The sequence below is a fragment of the Dactylosporangium sp. NPDC049140 genome (genome assembly GCF_040648435.1).
Window position 1 is genome coordinate 25678 of record NZ_JBEZDS010000033.1, and the last position, 18260, is coordinate 43937.

Below are 18260 nucleotides of genomic sequence, written 5' to 3' on the forward strand. Positions count from 1 at the left end.
GCTCAGCAGCTGGCGTTCAGGCCGATCCAGTTGGCACGGTCGTTGTAGCCGCCGTCGCCCCCGTCGCCCACCACCAGGTCGAGCACCCGGACGTTGGTCAGATCGACGTCGATCTGGCGGGTGTCGTCACGAGTCAGCAGCCCGCTGTCGAACAGGACCCGGCCGTCGCCGATCACCTGGAAGGTCGCGGTCGCGCCCTCCGGTCCAACGTTGCGCACCGCGTCGTCGATGCCGACCATCGCGGTCAGCCGGCTGCACCGACTGCCCAGGTAGTAACGGACCGTGGAGGGCGACGCGACCCCGATGCCGGTCGGGTACACCTGGCCGAGCACGCTCAGCGGCGACCAGCCGCCAACGCTGAGATCGATCGTCGGGCTCATCCATCCGCTGGTGGCGCTGATCCACGCGTGATGCGACAGCGCGACCTCACCGTCGGGCGGCACCGGCGCGACCACCACCGCCGAGACCGTGGTCTGCGTCAACCGCCCGTGTCCGATCGCGTCGTACGACGTGGTGGCGGTCAGCTTGGCCTCGCCGACGGTCGCGGTGGCCGGGAGCGTCACCGCGAAGGCGAAGGTGGCAGCGCTGCCGCCGGCCAGCACCGCCGGTGATCCGCTGAGTGGTTTGACCGTCCAGCCGGCCGGCGCGGCCAGCCCGACCTTCGGCGCGAGGACCGGCAGCGTGCCGTCGTTGCGTACGGCGACCTCGACCCGCGCCTCGTCACCACCGGCGAGAACCGGCGCGGTGCCGTCCGGCGTCGCAACGGCGCCGACCTTCGTCACCTGCGGCAGATCGGCGGTCAGGTGCGGGACACCGGGCACGCCGCCGGCCCGGCCGATCCGGAACAGCGCCGCGCCATGCGCCGCGACGGCCGCGCTGATGGTGCCGGCGCTCTCGGTAACCTGGTTGGTCCATGCGTTCTTGAGCGTGAACCGCGACCCGGACAGGCCGAGCGACGAGGCCGTCGCGATCAGGGTCTTCGGGCTGTCGCCGCGGTTGAGCAGCACCACGGCCCGGTCGCCGTTGGCCAGCCGCTTCACCCACGTCTCCGTCGCACCGGCGGGGCCGACCCGGACGGCTTGGACACCGGCGGGGTCCTGGTCGATCGCCACCACGTCGGCATCGGTGAGCATGTCGATGGAGGTCTGGCTGAGCTTACGGACGTCACTGCCGATCACCAGCGGCGCGGCGGCCGCGGACCACAGCGTCATCTGGGTGCGGAACTCCTCATCGGTCATCCCGAGCTCGGGGCCCAGGTAGTCCGGATCGTTGAAGTGACCGGGCCCGGCGACCTCGGGGTGCCGCGCATTCGCGTCGTAGTTGCGCAGCACGTCCTTGAACTTGATGTCATAGACGAACCCGACGTCGGTGTAGGTCCGCCAAGACTGCGCGATCGCTGGCGCATAGCTCCAGGAGTACGTCGACTGCTGCTCCAGCGGGTAGTTGCCCCAGTCCGGCGAGGTCACCGGGTTGCACAGGTTGAAGATGATCGGCCGGTGGCTGGCGTTGTTCTGCAGTGCCTGCGCGAACTCGGTGTAGACGGTCTTCGGGTCCAGGTTGGCCGCGATCCCGCAGAGGAAGTCCACCTTCACCGCGTCGAACTTCCAGGCGGCGAACTGGTCCGCGTCGCGCTGGTAGTAGCCACCGCTGCCAAGGCCACACCGGCCGGGGATGTACGGTCCAGCGTCCGTGTAGATGCCGGCCTTCAAGCCCTTGGCGTGGATGTAGTCGACCAGCGGCTTCAGCCCGTTCGGGAAGCGGGTCCGGTCGGGCTGCAGGTCACCGGCGGCGGTGCGCGGCTGCGGGTCCTGCCAGCCGCCGTCGAGCCAGACGATGTTGTAGCCGGCCTGCGCCAAACCGCGTGAGACCAGGGCGTCGGCGACCCCTCTGACCGACTCCTCGGAGAAGTCGCCGCCGAGGCCGAAGTAGGTGTTCCAGCCTTGGTACGGCGTCGGGCTGAGCGCCTGCTGAGGCGATGCCCCCGTGCCGGTGACAGTGTCGACCGCTGGGCTGGCGCTGGCGGATGCGGGCGCGATCAGCAGACCCGCCGCGAGGGCGAGCAGGGCGGGGAGCGCATGTCGTTTCACGTCGAATTCCTTTGCTGCCGGGGAATGGGCGGACGCGTTGATGGGCTACCTGCTGGGCTTGTACTGGTCGCACGCCTGCTGCTGCAGCTCGCGGGCGCTGCCGGGGGCACGTCCGGCTGGCAGACCAGTCATGCCCGCACTCCTTCGGTGTTTCCGTGATGTTGCAACCGACGACGAGGGCCTGTCAAGATTAATTCGTAAATTACGAGAAGTTGGTCGACGGTGCGAGTGATCGATTGATCGTTCGTTGGCCCAGGCCGAAGGAGTTGGCCGGATGAGTCGACCTCGGTGTCCCCGCCGAGGACGGCGACGCCGGGCTCGAGGTTCTGTGCCGACCGGCATCCCGCACCGCACCCATCACCGAGGGGACGGGGAACGCGACAAGCGCGTCGGATCGAGCGTGAAGCGACTTCTCCTCATGGCGCCGCTCGTCTGCGTCCGGCTTGGCACGAATGGGTGCGGCACGTCAGGCACCGCGAGCTGCGCCGAGGTGAGGCGTGCGGGCTGCGCTGGTCCGAACTCGACCTCGCGAGCCGAAGACCGCCGCCGGACGTCGCGCGGTCGCCCCCTGGACCGGCGCACCATGAAAGTGCTGCGGGAGTACCGCCGCCGCCAAGCGCAGCAGCGGGAGCGGCGGCTCGCCGCCGGGAAGGTGTGGCGCGCGGCGCAAGGCACACGTCCGCGCGGCGCAGGGCGCGCGTCTCCGCGGCGCAGGGCGCGCGTCTCGACGTACAACAGCAGCAGCGCGAGGAATGCGAACACGGCGTGGCTGACCGGTGTGATCACCGGGCCGTCGCCCCGGAACGGCCTCATCGAGCAGGAGTGCCGGGCGTAGGTGAGTGTGGCACTGGCGCCCAGGCCTCACTGCGCGACCAGCGCAGGACCCCGGCGGAAGGTTGCCGCCACGCCGAGCGTGCCGGGGAGCGGGCCGCGACCCGCTCCCCGGCACGCCGGTGTTATCCGCCGTGTGCGGCCGTGACGAGGTCCGGCAGCAGGCGGGCGGCGTTCGGCGTGCCCAGACCCGTGACCGGATCCCAGCCCGTGGTGGCCGGGTAGCCCGCCACGCTCGGGTCCGCCGTGTTGTTGCCGGTCGTGACGTCGTAGAAGTCCGTCGCGTAGCGGCCCGGGTCGGCGCCCAGGCGGTACAGGGCCGGGTTGATCAGCCCGAGTCCGCCGCCATTGATCTGATCCGCGATCGCCACCAGGCCGGCCCACTGCGGGCAGCTCAGCGACGTGCCGCCGATGTCGTACCACCCCGTGCTGCACGGCGCCGATCCACAGATCAGGCCGCTCTGCCCGTCCGGCGGCAGCGACAGGTAGACCAGCGCACCGGTGCCGGCGCTGGCCTGCAGGCCGATGTCGGGCACGCCGCGCATGCCGCCGATCGGCGTGCTGCCGGCCGGCAGGACATTCTGGTAGGCCGGCTTGCCGAACACGTGGCTGAAGCCGCCGCCGGAGAAGGTCCAGCCGACCTCGGCGACGCCCGGGAACTGCTGGCATTTCGCCGGCGGGTCGACGCTGTCGGCCACCCGGGAGGTGGTGTTGGCGGGGTCGGTGCACAGGTACGTGCCGCCCACCCCGGTCACCAGCGGGTCCGACGCCGGCCACCCGACCGTCGGATACGGGATGAGCGCGCCACCCTTGCCCACCGGCTGCTTGCGATCGTTGGCCGAGCCGCCGTCGCCCGACGAGGCCAGCACGGTGATGCCGTTCTCGGCCGCCGACTTGAACGCGTGCCGCAGCTGCTCCAGGGACTGGGAGCTGCCGAACGCGTCCTCGGCGGAGCCGAACGACTGCGAGATGACGTTGGCCAGATGATGGTCGACGACGTACTGCTCGGCGTCCATCATGACCGGGAAGCCCTGCACCCCGAGCGTTTCCGCGGTCGGCGTGGCGACCAGCAGGATGTTGGCCATCGGCGCGATCGCGTGCGCGGTCTCGACGTCGAGGGCCACCTCCAACGCCCAGGCGCTGCGGTTCTCCTGGCCGGTGCCCTTGCTCGTGGGCGGCGGCGCCTTCGTCGCCGGAGACCCCTGAACGTGCAGCACGCTGAACGTCGGCATGCCCGGCGTGCAGACCACGCCCTCCTCGCCGCACATCGGCTGCAGGCCGAAGGCGGTGTCGAAGACGTGGAGGTCGTGACTCATCGTGTCACTGCCGTACGAATCGACGACCGCGATAGTCTGACCGCGCCCGTCGAAGCCCGCGGCGTAGAGGGGCTGCAGGTTGTACGCGGCCCGGATCGCCTGCGGACTGAAGCACCGCCGCCCGACCGAGGCACATTGCGCCTGGGTCGGCGGCGTCTGCGACGCCGAAACCTGCACATACTCCGACACGGCCGGATAAAACACTCCGGCCGCGGCGCCCCCGGGCACTCCCCCGCCGGACAGCCCCGCGAGCGCGAGCATAGCCGCCGCGGCACCGCCGACTAATCGGCGCTGATGATCGTTCATGCAACCTCCTCGTTGCGAGCCCCTATGAAGCGGACGCGCGCCGCCGGTAGGCAGGCGGCGCCCGATGCGCCACGGCCGCACCGCTCCGATCGTCGGGCTGGACAACCGACCTGGCACACCGCGACCGTGTCGCCCGGCGCAGGGGGTGCGCGCCAGACGACACCCGGAACCAGCGATTCGGGGTGCCCGCCCGTTACACCGCCCGGCAACACCATTCGGCGAATGCCGCAAAACCCCTATAGCGCAGCCGGCCGCGCTGTATTGCTCAGGACGTGAAGGCCCGCAGGCCGTCGAGTACGCGGGCGATGTCCTCCTCGTCGGTGTACGGGGCCAGGTCCAGGCGCAGCCCGTGCTCGTCGGGCACACGATGGCGAACTGCGAGCGCCTCGTAGCGCGCACCGTAGGCCATCCCGGGGCTCAGTCCGAGCGCGACCAGGCGTTCGGCCCTTCTGTCCCAACCGACCGGAGCCCGCATTCACCACAGCGCCGCGGGTACCGCCGGCCGCGGGCTGCACACGGTCCGATGTGGACGATGCACGGCTGCGGCCGGCGGGCGTGGGTTCGGGTCAGACGGCGCGCAGCGCCTCGGTCGGGGCCAGGCGGGCGGCCCGCGCGGCGGGATAGATGCCGGCCAGGGCGCCGGAGCCGAGGCTTGCGGCGAGCCCGCCGACGACGGCCACGGTGGGGACGACCGCGACCCAATCTCGGCTGACGGCGTAGGCGATGGTCACCGCGGCGCCGATCGCGGCGCCCGCCACGCCGCCGGCGGCGGCCAGCACTACCGACTCGACAAGGAACTGCCAGCGGATGTGCCGGCGGGTCGCACCGAGCGCGCGGCGCAGGCCGATCTCGCCGCGCCGCTCCAGCACCCCGATCACCATCACGTTCGCGATGCCGAGACTGCCCACGACGAGCGCCACGGCACCGAGGCCGAGGAATAGGCCGGTGTAGACCTGCTCGGCGGCGGCCCGGGCGACCAGCGCGTCGGACGGGCGACTCACCTCGACCTCGTCGGGATGTTCCGGGTTGGCGAGCTGCGCCAGCCGGCGGCGGACGGCCTCGACGGTCTCGTCGGTCGACCGCTCGTAGATCTTCGTGGGGTTGCCGTCGAAACCGAGCCGCTCCTGCGCCACGGGGAAGCCGACGAGCGCGGCGGCGTCCACGGCCGGGTCGAGCACACTCGGGCCGAGCACGCCGACCACGGTGAACCACTGCCCGGCGAGGTAGACCTGCGGGCCGGGGCCCGCGACGCCGAGGCGGCGAGCTGCGGACGCCCCCAGCACCACGGCCGGGTAGTGGGCGGTGGCGTCGTTCAGCCAGACGCCGGCGACGACGGGGACCTGCAGGGTCTCGGGCAGGGCCGGGCTCGCCGCGAGGATGGTCAGCCCGCCGGTGCGGCCGACTGGCACCTGGTCGTTGCGGTAGACGGCGCCGCGCACCTGCCCGATGTACGCCACCTGTGTCACGCCGTCGATCTGGCCGATCATCGCCGGTGCGGTCGTGGGCAGGACTGCGGGCTCGCCGGTCACGTCGCGCCCGGCGGTGACGGTCAGCAGGTTGGTACCGAGCGCGTCGATCTGTGCGAGCAGCCGCTGCTGGCTCGACGCGGACACCCCCAGCACGGCGACGACGCAGGCGATGCCGATCGCGATGCCGAGCCCGGACAGTACCGCGCGCAGCGGGCGTCCTCGCACGCCGAGCAGTCCGACGGGTAGCACGTCGGCGAGGCGCATCCGGGAGCGGGGGAGCCGGCTCATCGGCGCGCCCCCGTCAGCTCATCGGTTTCGACCGCGCCGTCGCGGATGCGGATGCGGCGGGGGAGGGCGCCGGCGAGGTCGGCGTCGTGGGTGATCACGACGATCGTGGTGCCGTCCGCGTGCAGCTCGTGCAGGAGGTCCAGGATCGCGCTCCCGGAGGTGGAGTCGAGGTTTCCGGTCGGCTCGTCGGCGAGGACCACGGCCGGCTCGCCGAGCAGCGCTCGAGCGATCGCCACCCGCTGGCATTCACCGCCGGAGAGCTGGCCGGGTCGATGCCCGAGGCGCTGGGCGAGGCCGACGCGGTCCAGCGCGGCGGCGGCCCGCTCGCGCCGCTGCCGTCGTGCGGTGCCGGTGTAGAGCAGGCCGGTGGCCACGTTGTCCACCGCCGACAGCGTCGGGTTGAGGAAGAACTGTTGGAAGACGAAGCCGATGCGGTACGCGCGGAGGGCCGCGAGTTCGGCGTCGCGCATCCGGCCGGTGTCGCGCTCGTCGACGAGGACGCTGCCGGTGGTGGGCCGGTCGAGCGTTCCGGCCAGCTGCAGCAGCGTGCTTTTGCCGGAGCCGGACGGACCGACGATGGCGACGAGCTCGCCGGCCGAGACGGTCAGGTCCACACCGTGCAGGACCTCCAGCGTGCCGTACCGCTTCGTGACGCCCCTCAGCTCGATGACTGGCCGGCTCATCGGCCCGGTACCTCCACCTGGACGCCTTCGGCGAGCCCGGCCCCGGTCACTTCGACCCGGCCCGAGCTGAACAACCCGGTCGTCACCTCCACCGTGCGCCGCTGCGCGCCGTTGCGTACCACGACCGCGAACCGGCCGCCCGGCGCCACGGTCAGCGCCTCGATCGGCACGCTGAGCACGCCGCGGCGGGTCTCGCCGTCGAACGTCACGCTGACCGGGCCTTCGGTCACGTCGCCGAGGTCGGCGGTGATGCGTATCTCCGCGGTTACCGCTTGCGGGCAGGTCGTGCCCTGGCATGGGGCCGGCTGCCCTCCGGACTGCGCGGCGCTGCCGCCCTGGTTGCCGGCCAGCGGTACGGCATCGGCGGCGACGGATGCCACGTCGCCCGTCGCGGGACGCCCGGTCGGCAGCTGGACCCGCACCTGCTGCCCGCCGCGGACGTAGGCCCGGGCCGCCAACGGGACGTCGACGTACGCACTGTGACCCGTGCCGGTCCCGGACAGCACCCGCTCACCGGCCCGGGCCGGTCCCCCGACAAGAGCGTCCACTGTGGACACCCGGAGCTCGCCGGGCGCGACGACCGCGTCGCCGGGCGCCACCGTGCCGGTCTCCTCGACGCCGAGCCGCCGCTGCCAGCGCCTGACCGCGGCGGCGGTGGCGCCGGTGTAGTCGCTGTCGACGGTCAGCTGGCCGCCCACGCCGAGCGCCACGAGGTTCTCCTCGAGCTGTCGGACGTCGGCCCCCTCGTCGCCGGGGGAAAGCGCGCGGTACACCGGGATGGTCCCGTACAACAGGGGGATCGGCCGCTGGTCCACTGTGTACACCCGGTCGCCGCGCCGGACCACCGTGCCCGGCGAAGGTGCGGCGGTGACCGTACCGGCGCGCTGGCCCACGATCGTGTACGTGCCGGAGTAGCCGAGCCGGCCCGGCAGCTGGACCGTGGCGACCAGGTCCCCTCGCGCGACCGGCGCGGTGGCCAGCTCGACCGCCGGCGCGGCGACCGCGTCCGACGGCTGCGAGTGGCCCACCACCCACCACACGGCGGCGCCGGACACGGCCGCCGCCAGTGCGGCGACCGCGGCGAGGCCGGCGACCGCGGGCCGGGTCATTTCGGCAATCCAGGCAGGTCGGGCACGCCCGCCGCGTCGGGGACCAGCTGCCGGCACGCCTCCGCGGCCTGCTGCCACGCCGGCGACGCGACGAACTGCTTGTCGAGGGTCCAGCCGCCGTTGGCGTCGGGATCCGGCACGTCGACGCCGTGATCGCGCATGCAGCCGGCGAAGACCAGGAGGTTCTCCCGGCTCTGCGCCTTGGTGTTGGGCCGGCCGGCAGCCAGCCACGCCTCGTTGAACGGCTTGCGGCAGTCCGCCCGGGCAGCCTCGTACGCCTCGTTGCCGCGCAGGTTCTGCGGCTCGTTGAACTGCGGGTCGTCGTTCTCGTCGAACGTCGGGTCCGGCAGGTCGTACCCCTTCTGCCGCATGCATTCGGCCACCTGTACCGCCGCCGCATGCAGGTCAGTGCCGTCACCACCCTGCTTCGGCGTGCTGCTCCCGCACCCGGCCGCCACGGTGGTGCTCAGCAGTACCAAGAGGAGCACACATCCTCGTCTCATGGCCGGGACTCTGCCAGGCGGGGTGTCAGATTCCCATGCAGGGAACCCTTGAACCGGTCTTTATCCCGCCCGGTGTGTACTTGGGGCATGCGGGTGCTGGTGGCTGAGGACGACGAGGTGCTCGCCGAGGCGGTCGCACGGGGCCTGCGCCAGCAGGCGTTCTCCGTGGACGTCGCGCTCGACGGGGACCAGGCGCTGGAACGCGCCGCATACACGCGGTACGACGTGGTGGTGCTCGACCGGGACCTGCCCGGCGTGCACGGCGACGACGTCTGCCGACGACTGGTCGCCGGGGGCCACGACCACCCGCGCGTCCTCATCCTGACCGCCGCGACGACGGTCCGCGACCGGGTCAACGGCCTGAACCTCGGCGCCGACGACTACCTCGGCAAGCCGTTCGCCTTCGACGAGCTCGTCGCGCGGGTGCACGCGCTGCTGCGCCGGGCGAGCCCGGCCCGGCCGCCGGTGTTGCAGCGGGCCGGCATCCGGCTGGACCCGGCGCAGCGGATCGTGCTGCGCGACGGGCGGTACATTCGCCTGGCCCGCAAGGAGTTCGCCGTGCTGTACGAGCTGATGGCCGCCGACGGCGCCGTGGTGAGCGCCGAGGAGCTGCTGGAGCGCGCATGGGACGAGCACGCGGACCCGTTCTCCAACACCATGCGGACCACCATCGGTACGTTGCGTAAGAAGCTCGGCGAGCCGGCCGTCATCCAGACGGTCGTCGGCGCCGGCTACCGGCTCGCCGGGTGATGCCGGTGCGGATGTTCGACGGGAACCTGCGGCGGGTGCGGGTCACCGCGCAGACAAGACTCACAATCACCTACGCCGCGCTGTTCTTCGTCTCCGGCGCCGCCCTGGCCATCTTCATCATCACGCTCACCCTGTGGCCGTTGACCGCCGCGACACCCACCGGCCTGGAACCGTCGCCGCAGAAGCCGGTCGAGGCGAAGTTGCAGGTCGCCGCCGCGGCGCTCGAGGCAAAGGCGCAGGCGCGGCACGAGCTGCGGGTCCGGCTGATCGCGGGCTCCGGCATCGGGCTCGCGGCGATGACCGTCGTCGCCGGCGCGGGCGGCTGGGTGATGGCCGGCCGCGTGCTCCGCCCAGTCCACGCCGTCTCCGGGACCGCCCGCCGACTGTCCCAGCGCAACCTGCACGAGCGGATCCCGGTCGGCGGCCCGAGGGACGAGATGCGCGAGCTGGCCGAGACGTTCAACGACATGCTCGCCCGGCTGGAGGACTCCTTCGAGGCGCAGCGCCGGTTCGCCGCCAACGCCTCCCACGAGCTGCGCGGGCCGATGACCACGCAGCGCACCCTCGTCGAGGTGACCGCCGCCGCGCCCGACGCCAGCGAGGACGTCCGGCAGCTCGCCGCCGCCTTGCGCCACCAGCTCGACCGCCAGGAGCGGCTCGTCGACGGGCTGCTCGCGCTCGCCGCGAGCGAGCACGGCGCCGTCGAGCTGACCCCGGTCCGCCTCGACGAGCTGGTCTCGGACTGCCTCGCGGCCCTTCCCGCGAGCGACGTGACCGTCCGCAGCCAACTTGCCCACACGACGGTGACCGGCGACCAGATCCTGCTCGACCTGCTCCTCAGCAACCTGCTGCGCAACGCCGTGCAGCACAACATGCCGCGGGGGCAGCTGTGGGTCGAGACCGGGCCGGGCCGGCTCACCGTGGCGAACACCGGACCGGAGGTCACCACCGAGCGCCTCGCCGAGCTCATCGAGCCGTTCCGCCGCGGCCACCGCGACCGGGTGGGCTCGACCGGCGGCGCGGGACTGGGGCTCGCGATCGCCACTGCCGCGGCCGCCGCCCACCACGCCACATTGAGCCTCGCACCGCGCCCAGGCGGCGGGGTGTGCGCGACCGTCCGGTTCCCGGATCAGTCGGTCATTCCCGGCTGAGCGCCGGCATGCCACCCTCCAAGATCCAAATACCGAGCCAGCCCACCTGGATAGATCTTTGGCATCGCCGGAATCCGGAACCGGTCAGATGCCCCCCGAGCCGCTCCGGCCCGGTTCGCCACCTCGAGCACCACCCAAGATCGAAGACCAGGCGGCACGGACCCGCACTGACCAGCCCGGACCGTGTGCCGTGCCACAACTCGTCGCACCGGTTGTGAGCTGCGATTCTGTCGGGCGGTGCACGATTGGGTCGTGGTGTTCCGAGCTCACAGGCAATGCACGGAAATTGGCACGGCACACGCCCTGGTGCCGCAGCTCGTGACTCACCGGCAGCTCTTCCGCGTGGCGCCGACGGCGGCCCGGGCTACCAGGACTCGTGATGGGATACGCCGCACACCCACCCGACCGGCTACAAGAAGCCGCACGGCGGATGGGCGCGACAGCCAGATGATGCCACCGCCGTCCGCCCGGGTCTGCGTAGGCAAACTAACGCACGTCAGCCCGGCGGCGACGTCGGGCGCACTCGGCCGCGGCCGGTGCGTCGTAACCGCGTCCCTGAGCCGCCTGGTCCCGCCGTGGCGGCCTCGAACAGCGCAGCTGTCGCTCTGAGATGGGCGGCCAGCTCCGCCGGACCGCTGACTTCGAACGGCAGCCCGATCGAAGCCAGCCGCAGCGCGTGCCATTCGAGGGTGTCCGGCGGCGCGAGCCACCGGCAGGTACCGTCCTGCTGGTCGGTCAGGGTGCCTGGCGGCGGCGCGCCGAGGCGGTCCACCACATGGGCGGACAGTGCGTGGATCACCACGTCGGCCGGGTAGGTCGGAGCCATCTGCATCGTGCGGTCGGCGACGAAGGCGGCGATGTCCCCGCCAGGTACTTCCCTCGTGGCCGCGCGTGCGCCGGTCGCGACGAGCGTCGTCACCCGGTCCAGTCGAAAGGTTCGCCAGTCGTCGCGGTCGAGGTCGAAAGCCAGCAGGTACCAGCGCCGCCCGGCCGTCACCAGGGCGTGCGGCTCGACGTGCCGTCCCTCGTCGCGGTACCGGAACCGGATCCGCTCGTGGTTGGCGATGGCCGCCGCGGCGACGACCAGCGCGTCGGGGTCCACCGGCTCGGCCGGTAGGGAGAACGGGTGGGCCACAGTGGAGGACGCCACGGTTTCGACCCTGCGGCGCAGCCGGGCTGGCAGGACCTGAAGCAGCTTGCCCATCGCCCGCACCGCCGCCTCGTCCACCCCGACCAGCGCCTGCGCCGCCGCCACGCGCAGCCCGACGGCGACGGCGACCGCCTCGTCGTCCTCCAGCAGCAGCGGCGGCATGGCCGCGCCGGCCGTCAACCGATACCCGCCCAGGCCGCCCTGCTCGGCGTACACCGGGTAGCCCATCTCCCGTAACCGGTCGATGTCGCGGCGCACCGTCCGGCCCGAGACCCCGAGCCGCTGCGCCAGCTCGCTCCCCGACCACAGCCGAGGCGTCTGCAACAGCGACAGCAGGGACAGCAGCCGGGAACGCGCGTTTGACATGGTTGTCATTGTGGCCCTCGACTAGGACGGAAACTGACCTACTCGAGCCCTACCTTGGGTGCTGGTTCCGCAAATGACGACACGAGGGAGATTCGCCATGAACAACACCGCACCCGCCGAGTACACGAACGTCGCGCCGTGGATCGTCACGCCGGACACCGGGCAACTGCTGGACTTCATCACCGCGGTCTTCGACGGCGTCGAGCTCGCGCGGGTCCCGCTGGAGGACGGGACCATCGGCCACGCCGAGATCCGCGTCGGTGACACCATCCTGCTCGCCTTCGACCAGCGACCGGACTGGCCGGCCATGCCGTCGCTGCTGCGGGTCTTCGTCGCCGATGCCGATGCCGCGATCGACCGCGCGGTCGCCGCCGGAGCCCGCATGGTCACCGCACCGGCCACCCACGCCTTCGGTCAGCGGGGCGGCCGGGTACGCGACCCGTTCGGCAACATCTGGTGGATCAGCGCGGTGGTCGAGGACATTGCGCCGGAGGAAGGGATGCGCCGGCTCGCCGAACCGTTGTACGCCGAGGCGATGCGCGACGCACAGGAGACCCTGGACCGAGAGCTGAGCGGCCGCACCGACCGCGTCGTCAGCCGCCCGCTGATCGGCTGAGCCCGGCACCGGGCAAGACATTCGGGATCTCCGAGTCCTGCGTGCAGCGTTGGGTACATCTGGCCGAATCGACGAAGGTGCCCGCCTGTGTCGGCGTGGCGCTGCCAGTCGCCGACGGGCAGCGCCACGGGGGCGAGGAAAGCGACGGCCCTGTTTGAGACTGGGTTTCCCCCAGTGGAGAAGGAAGGACCATCATGGCCTCGCCGGCGACCATAGCAGCGTCGCCGGGTCGACCGGCTCGAAATTGTTCGCCTGGTTGGTGGGGCGGTCAGGTCGGTCCGGCCCAGGCCCCGGCGCTCACCGGCCGTCCCGCAGCCAGTGCCAGGCCAGCGCGCCGACCCACAGCTCGTAGCCGAGCGTGCTCAGCGCCAGCAGCGGGAACAGCGCGCCCGACACGAGGGTCGCGCTGCCGACCAGGCTGAGCAGGGCGATGACGCCGGCCGAGCGGACCAGCCACGGGGCCTTGCCGGTGGCGCGCAGGCCCAGCGCGATTGCGCCGATGAAGAACACCCGGGCGAACACCGAGAACGCCAGGCCGAACGGCGCCACGGCGTCCCAGCCGGCGAGGATGCGCAGGTCGGCGCCGCCGGCCGCGGTCTCCAGGGCGACGTCGTGCAGCATGCCGGCCATCGGCCAGATCAGCGCGAGGAGGATGCCGGACGCGACCGCGACGGTGGCGAGGACGCCGCTGCTGTCGGCCCGGCGTAGCCGCGCCCAGACGGCGCCGAGGAAGCCCAGCAGGAGCGACCCGGCGGCCATGAAGGCGAAGTTGCCGATGCGGTACAGGTCGGCCGACTCCTGCACGCTCTGCCCGCGTTCCAGGGCGGGGTCGGACGGCGAGCCGCCGTGCGGCAGGACGAAGACCGCCATCGCGATCATCACGAGCAGCTGGCAGACGGTGAATGCGAGACCGAAGCGGGTGCTGGTCCGGACGGGGCCGGCGGTGACGGTGACGGCCGGCAGGGTCACAGGCGAAGTCATCGATGTTCCTTTCAACGGTGGTTGGGTGTGAGCAACGTACGGAGGCGAGCACTCTGCCGGCATCGACCCGCGGGCGGCTTCGCAGCTCAGCCTCTCGGTGCAGCGCCGATCAGCCCGTGGGATGAGGCGGCGCGCAACGGCGATGTCCTACGCTCGCGGTCGTGAACGCGTGGGTGGCCCGGCTGCGGGTGGCACGGTCGGACGCCGTCCTGACGGCGGTGCTGACCGTGATTGCGCTCGCCCAGACGCTCGTGTTCCCGATCGCCCATCGGGGGATCGGCGAGCTCTACGTGCTCGGGTCGATCCTGCCGCTGGCCTGGCGCCGGCGGTATCCGCTGGAGTCCGCGGCCGTGTCGAGCGCGTTCTGGTTCATCCCGCTCGACGGCTACCCCGTGCTCGGATACGTCGCCGTCGTCCTGCAGTTCTTCGCCGCTGGCGCCTACGGCTCGCCGCGCGCCGCCGTGTGGGCGGTCACCGCGTGGGGCTGCGTCACCGGGACCGTCGGCACGCTGCTCGGCCCCGAGCTGCCAGTAGCCGTGATCGGCGCGGTGCTGTCCGTCGTGGCGCCGGTGGCGGCCGGGCAGCTCGTCGCCCACCAGCGCCTGCAGCACCGGGCGCTGCTGCAGCTGGCCGCCGAGCTGGAGGCCGAGAAGCGCCGGGTGCGCGAGGCGGCGGTCAGCGAGGAGCGGGCCCGGATCGCCCAGGAGCTGCACGACGTCCTCGGCCACGAGCTGACCCTTATCGCCGTGCAGGCCGAGGCGGCGTCCGCGGCGCTGCGGCTGGCCCCGGAGCGGGCCGCCGCACCCGTCGAGGCGATCCGCGAGACCTCGCACCGGACCCTGCGCCAGATCCGCTGGGCGCTCGACGTCGTGGCGCCGCCGACCGACCCGACCGACGCGACCGCCGAGGGGCTGGCCGAGCTCGCGCGGCGGGCGGACGCGGCCGGGGTGGCCAACTCCCTCGCGCTCACCGGCGTGCCGTGGCCGGGCGAGACACCGGTCTGGCTGGCGGTGCACCGCATCGTCCGTGAGTGCCTTACCAATGCCGGCCGGCACGCGCCCGGCCGGGCGGTCGCGGTCGGCGTGCACTGGGCGCTGGACACCGTCACCGTCACCGCGGCCAACCCGGTGGACGGTCGTGCGCAGCCGGTGCCGGGGCGAGGCCTGGCCGGCATGCGGCACCGGGCCGAGCTGCTCGGCGGCACGTTCACCGCCGCGGTCCGCGACGGCTCGTTCGAGGTACAGGTGACGCTGCCCGCCGCGGGGGCGCGATGATCCGCGTTCTGGTCGTCGACGACCAGGCCCTGGTACGGCAGGGCCTGCGGCTGATTCTCGAACTGGCCGGGTTCGAGGTGACAGAGGCGGGCGACGGCGCCGCCGCGATCGCGGCCGTCGATGAGAAGCGGCCCGACGTCGTGCTCATGGACCTGCACATGCCGGTGCTGGACGGCGTCGAGGCGACCCAGCGCATCGTCGCCGGCGGCGACGGCCGCCGCACCCCGGTCATCGCGCTCACCACGTTCAACGCCGACGAGCACGTCGTCAGCGCCCTGCGGGCCGGGGCGGTCGGTTTCCTGCTCAAGGACGTGACGTCGGAGGGCCTCGCCGACGCGGTACGCCGTGCGGTCGACGGCGAGCCGGTCATGGCGCCGAGTGTGCTGGCCCGGCTCATGGACCATTTCGCAGCGCGGCCGCCGCGGCCGCCGGCGCCGCCCGCCGGTGTCGCCGAGCTCAGCGAGCGGGAGCTGGAGGTCCTGACCCGCATCGGTGCCGGCCTGTCGAATGCCGAGATCGCCGCGGAGCTGGTCATCAGCATGGCCACCGTGAAGACGCACGTCCGGCACATCCTGGCCAAGCTCGACGTCCGCGACCGGGCCCAGGCGATCGTCGTGGCGCACGAGGCCGGCCTGCGTCACGGGGCGCGCTGAGTGAGCCGGACGGTGAAGCCGACCGGCAGCAGCCCGGCGAACGGGTACGCCGGGCCGGGACCGCCGTCGGTGACCGTGACCACGACCCGGCGCCGGACACCGCTGAGTTCGCCATCCAGCACGGCCCGTGGCGCCGGTAGAACGCCTCGTACGCGGCGCGGGCCTCCGGCAGCGGTCGCCGTCAACAGGTCCGCGTCGCTCGCTCGGCTCGGGTTCGGAGTTCAGATCCCCATCATCGGATCGGAGCCGGCGTCCGGTTCACGCGGGGCGGTGGAGGCGACAGCGTGCGCGGCCAGGCCGGCGGCCATACGTCGCATGAAGCGGGTCAGGAACCACTCCCAGAACGGGCCGGTGAACCGCACGGCCGGCTGGAAAGTCGCCGACCACGTGACGGTCGTGCCGCCCCGGCCGTCCGATGCGAGTTCGACGAGGCCCCGGTAGGAACGGAACGTGCGCCCGCCGACGATCTCGTAGCCGAAGCGCCGGTCAGTAACCAGTTCGACGACGCGCTCCCGGGAAACCGCCCGCCCGGTGCGGAAGATCCTGGTGTCGCCGACCCGCGCCAGCCGGCCGGGATCCGTCCCGTTCTCGACCTCGGCCGCGTCGATCGGGGACCACAACGGCCATGTGCCCGCCGAGAGCAGCAGCCGGTAGACGGCATCCGGGGCGGCAGCGGAACGGGCGGAAACGCGATAACTGTTCGGCACGGCCCGACACTAGGAACGACCCCGCCCCGGCGACATGCACCGCGTTGCGCACCTGGTGTCGGATATTGCGCCGGTACGCCGCTGCCGTCGACACCCCGGCCGCCGCCCTATCCCGACCGGTGGGCCGACGGCCGCACGCCCGTCGCCCGCAGGTAAGCGGCCGACAGATGCCCCGGACTGCCGAACCCGCACCGCCGGGCCACCTGGCTCACGGTCATGCCTGCGGCCAGCAGCCGCGTGGCGTGCGCGATGCGCATCCGTTGGAGATGGCGGGCCGGCGTCTCCCCCGTGGTCCGCTTGAAGACCCGCAGAAAGTGGAACGGGCTGAGCCGCACGTGCGCGGCGAGGTCGGCGAGGCGCACCGGCTGGTCCAACCGCTCGCGCATGTAGGCGATCGCCGCGCGCACCCGGGCGTCCTCTCGACCGGTGTGCCCGGCCGGCCCGGCGCCAGCCGTCACGAGATGAACGGCCAGGAACTCCGCGGCCGTGTCGGCGTACAGCCCGTCGAGGCCCGCCTCGGCGGCCGAGGCCAGCGACGTAAGCATCGCGCCGAGGAACGCCCCACCGTCCCGCTCCGACCGCACCACGGCCGACGCGGGCACGCCGAGCGACGCGGCCGCCCGCTCGATCGCGTCGGCGGGCAGGTGCACCTGAACGGTCCGCATCGGCTCGGTGGTCTCGTACCGGACGCGGGTCGCCACCCCGGGAACGGCGAACCCGAGCCGCCCCGGCGCGATCGGTGCGGTGCGCCAGCCGCTCCCGGTGTCGACGTGCATGCGTCCGGCGCCGGCCGTCACGAGCCACAGGTGCCGGTCGGTCGACGGCGGCAGGACGAGTTCCTCGACGGCGGCGGGATGCGCGAAGCGCTGAACCAGCAGGGCCCGCCATCCCGGGTGGCTCCAGCTGGACAGCGAGCGGTCGACGAGCCGTTCGAGGCCCAGCCCGGCGTAGCCGCCCATGTCGAATCGACTGTGCCGGTTCATGATCCTCCGAGGGTAGCCGGGCGGCGGGGTCAGCACCCCACCGCCGACGTCGTGGGCGCTCCTCGGCCCGGGCGCAATGCCGCGAGGGCCGGTCAGGGCCGCCGGGTCGCCCAGGTGTCGAGGGTGGCGTGGATCGCGGCCAGGCGCTCGTCGTCCCACTCGGCGTCCGGGTCCGGCTCGAGGAAGCCCATGGCCACGGTGGCGATCCCGATTGCCGGTAGCGACCACGGCTGGGTGCCGGCCGCGCCGGGCGGGCTGGTCATGGTCACCCGGGTGGCGATCTCCGGCGTCGCCAGCGCGCTGAGCACCAGGCCGTGCATGGTCGCGGCGAGCAGCGTGGCGAGGGTGTCGAAGCCGGCGTCGAGCTGCGGGCGCAGCCGATAGCCCAGCAGCGTGGTGATCTGCCGCCAGGCCTCGGCAACCAGCGCGGTGTGACCGGCCTCGGCCTCGGCCAGCGCCGCCCGGACCTGCTCGCGCAGCTCACCGTCCGCCAGGCCGGAGAAGGTCGCGTGCAGGGCAAGATACGTCCGCCAGCCGGGCGAGGCCAGCACGGTCTGGAAGTCCAGCAGAGCCAGTCGACGGATCATCTCGAGCATCAGCGCATGCCGCTGCGCCGGGGTCCGCAGCCAGTCCGCGTGCTCGGCGAGGATCTGGCGGATCAGGGCCACCTCGTCGGCCAGGATCTCCGGCGTGGCGGTGCGGGCCAGCTCCTTGATGACGTCGCCGAGGAACAGGTCGCGGTAGGGCCAGTGCCGGTACGCGGTGCTGCGCGCCACGTCCGCGTCGCGGATGACGTCCTCGAAGCGAATGTGGTCGAGGCTCGCCGCCAGCCCGGTCCGGTTGATCGTCTCCAGCGCCGTCCGCAGCATCCGCGCGCGGGTCTCCTCGTCGGACAGGCGGCGCCGGCGCCGGCCAAGGCCGGTCGGGGCGACGAACTCGTGCGGCATGCCTCGAAACCTAACATCGGGACTTTAGACTCTGGGTCTCAAGTCCCAACTCGGCGACGCTCAGTGACAGACGCCGATGAGGGGAGCACA

18 protein-coding genes are annotated in these 18260 nt (G+C 72.6%); 5 read left to right on the plus strand and 13 right to left on the minus strand.

Annotation, left to right across the window (positions count from 1 at the left end; all coding sequences use genetic code 11):
* Nucleotides 1–2 precede the first annotated feature (2 nt).
* The 7 genes from AB0B76_RS38385 to AB0B76_RS38415 all read right to left on the minus strand — a co-directional run bounded on the left by AB0B76_RS38385 (nucleotide 3) and on the right by AB0B76_RS38415 (nucleotide 8577).
* Nucleotides 3–2087, minus strand: a complete 2085-nt coding sequence (locus tag AB0B76_RS38385; RefSeq protein ID WP_360384905.1) for an NPCBM/NEW2 domain-containing protein — start codon at nucleotides 2085–2087, stop codon at nucleotides 3–5.
* Between the two features lie 956 nt (nucleotides 2088–3043).
* Entirely contained in the window at nucleotides 3044–4540 is a 1497-nt protein-coding gene (locus AB0B76_RS38390; RefSeq protein WP_360384907.1) for a S53 family peptidase, read from the minus strand.
* A 265-nt stretch (nucleotides 4541–4805) separates the two neighbouring features.
* The gene (locus tag AB0B76_RS38395; RefSeq protein ID WP_360384909.1) at nucleotides 4806–4949 is read right to left on the minus strand and encodes a hypothetical protein; all 144 of its coding nucleotides are present in this window, start codon (nucleotides 4947–4949) and stop codon (nucleotides 4806–4808) included.
* 157 nt (nucleotides 4950–5106) lie between these two features.
* On the minus strand, nucleotides 5107–6297 hold the full coding sequence (locus AB0B76_RS38400; protein WP_360384911.1) for an ABC transporter permease: 1191 nt from the start codon (nucleotides 6295–6297) through the stop codon (nucleotides 5107–5109).
* Nucleotides 6294–6980: an ABC transporter ATP-binding protein gene (locus AB0B76_RS38405; protein WP_360384913.1), complete on the minus strand. Its 687-nt coding sequence runs from the start codon at nucleotides 6978–6980 to the stop codon at nucleotides 6294–6296. The genes AB0B76_RS38400 and AB0B76_RS38405 overlap by 4 nt, the downstream gene beginning before the upstream one ends.
* A complete protein-coding gene (locus AB0B76_RS38410; protein WP_360384915.1) occupies nucleotides 6977–8089 on the minus strand; it encodes a peptidoglycan-binding protein in 1113 nt (370 codons plus the stop codon). Before AB0B76_RS38410 ends, AB0B76_RS38405 begins: the two co-directional genes overlap by 4 nt.
* Complete coding sequence (locus AB0B76_RS38415; RefSeq protein WP_360384917.1) at nucleotides 8086–8577, minus strand: hypothetical protein; 492 nt, start codon at nucleotides 8575–8577, stop codon at nucleotides 8086–8088. Before AB0B76_RS38415 ends, AB0B76_RS38410 begins: the two co-directional genes overlap by 4 nt.
* 102 nt (nucleotides 8578–8679) lie before the next feature.
* On the opposite strand from AB0B76_RS38415, the gene AB0B76_RS38420 reads away from it, so the two are divergent.
* Together AB0B76_RS38420 and AB0B76_RS38425 are read left to right on the plus strand one after the other, a co-directional pair.
* Nucleotides 8680–9342 carry a response regulator transcription factor gene (locus AB0B76_RS38420; RefSeq protein WP_360384919.1) on the plus strand — a complete coding sequence of 221 codons (663 nt, stop codon included), beginning with the start codon at nucleotides 8680–8682 and terminating at the stop codon, nucleotides 9340–9342.
* 11 nt (nucleotides 9343–9353) lie between these two features.
* Entirely contained in the window at nucleotides 9354–10493 is a 1140-nt protein-coding gene (locus AB0B76_RS38425; RefSeq protein WP_360385079.1) for a HAMP domain-containing sensor histidine kinase, read from the plus strand.
* Between the two features lie 496 nt (nucleotides 10494–10989).
* Here the strand turns inward: AB0B76_RS38425 and AB0B76_RS38430 are convergent, their stop codons facing one another.
* Nucleotides 10990–12009 (minus strand): YafY family protein, encoded by a 1020-nt coding sequence (locus AB0B76_RS38430; RefSeq protein ID WP_360384921.1) that lies wholly within the window; start codon nucleotides 12007–12009, stop codon nucleotides 10990–10992.
* A gap of 97 nt (nucleotides 12010–12106) precedes the next feature.
* Between AB0B76_RS38430 and AB0B76_RS38435 the strand changes: the two genes are divergently transcribed.
* Complete coding sequence (locus AB0B76_RS38435) at nucleotides 12107–12625, plus strand: VOC family protein (protein WP_360384923.1); 519 nt, start codon at nucleotides 12107–12109, stop codon at nucleotides 12623–12625.
* A gap of 297 nt (nucleotides 12626–12922) precedes the next feature.
* Here AB0B76_RS38435 and AB0B76_RS38440 read toward each other — a convergent pair whose 3' ends face one another.
* Nucleotides 12923–13606, minus strand: a complete 684-nt coding sequence (locus AB0B76_RS38440; RefSeq protein WP_360384925.1) for a hypothetical protein — start codon at nucleotides 13604–13606, stop codon at nucleotides 12923–12925.
* A gap of 161 nt (nucleotides 13607–13767) precedes the next feature.
* On the opposite strand from AB0B76_RS38440, the gene AB0B76_RS38445 reads away from it, so the two are divergent.
* On the plus strand, nucleotides 13768–14880 hold the full coding sequence (locus AB0B76_RS38445; protein ID WP_360384927.1) for a histidine kinase: 1113 nt from the start codon (nucleotides 13768–13770) through the stop codon (nucleotides 14878–14880).
* The gene (locus AB0B76_RS38450; RefSeq protein WP_360384929.1) at nucleotides 14877–15533 is read left to right on the plus strand and encodes a response regulator transcription factor; all 657 of its coding nucleotides are present in this window, start codon (nucleotides 14877–14879) and stop codon (nucleotides 15531–15533) included. The genes AB0B76_RS38445 and AB0B76_RS38450 overlap by 4 nt, the downstream gene beginning before the upstream one ends.
* On the opposite strand, the gene AB0B76_RS38455 is transcribed toward AB0B76_RS38450, so the two are convergent.
* The 4 genes from AB0B76_RS38455 to AB0B76_RS38470 all read right to left on the minus strand — a co-directional run bounded on the left by AB0B76_RS38455 (nucleotide 15518) and on the right by AB0B76_RS38470 (nucleotide 18170).
* Nucleotides 15518–15655, minus strand: coding sequence for a hypothetical protein (locus tag AB0B76_RS38455; protein ID WP_360384931.1), 138 nt, complete (start codon nucleotides 15653–15655; stop codon nucleotides 15518–15520). The two genes, AB0B76_RS38450 and AB0B76_RS38455, sit on opposite strands and share 16 nt — an antisense overlap.
* A 99-nt stretch (nucleotides 15656–15754) precedes the next feature.
* A complete protein-coding gene (locus AB0B76_RS38460) occupies nucleotides 15755–16240 on the minus strand; it encodes an SRPBCC family protein (RefSeq protein ID WP_360384933.1) in 486 nt (161 codons plus the stop codon).
* A 107-nt stretch (nucleotides 16241–16347) separates the two neighbouring features.
* On the minus strand, nucleotides 16348–17223 hold the full coding sequence (locus AB0B76_RS38465) for an AraC family transcriptional regulator (protein WP_360384935.1): 876 nt from the start codon (nucleotides 17221–17223) through the stop codon (nucleotides 16348–16350).
* Between the two features lie 92 nt (nucleotides 17224–17315).
* A complete protein-coding gene (locus AB0B76_RS38470) occupies nucleotides 17316–18170 on the minus strand; it encodes a hypothetical protein (RefSeq protein ID WP_360384937.1) in 855 nt (284 codons plus the stop codon).
* Between the last annotated feature and the right edge of the window lie 90 nt (nucleotides 18171–18260).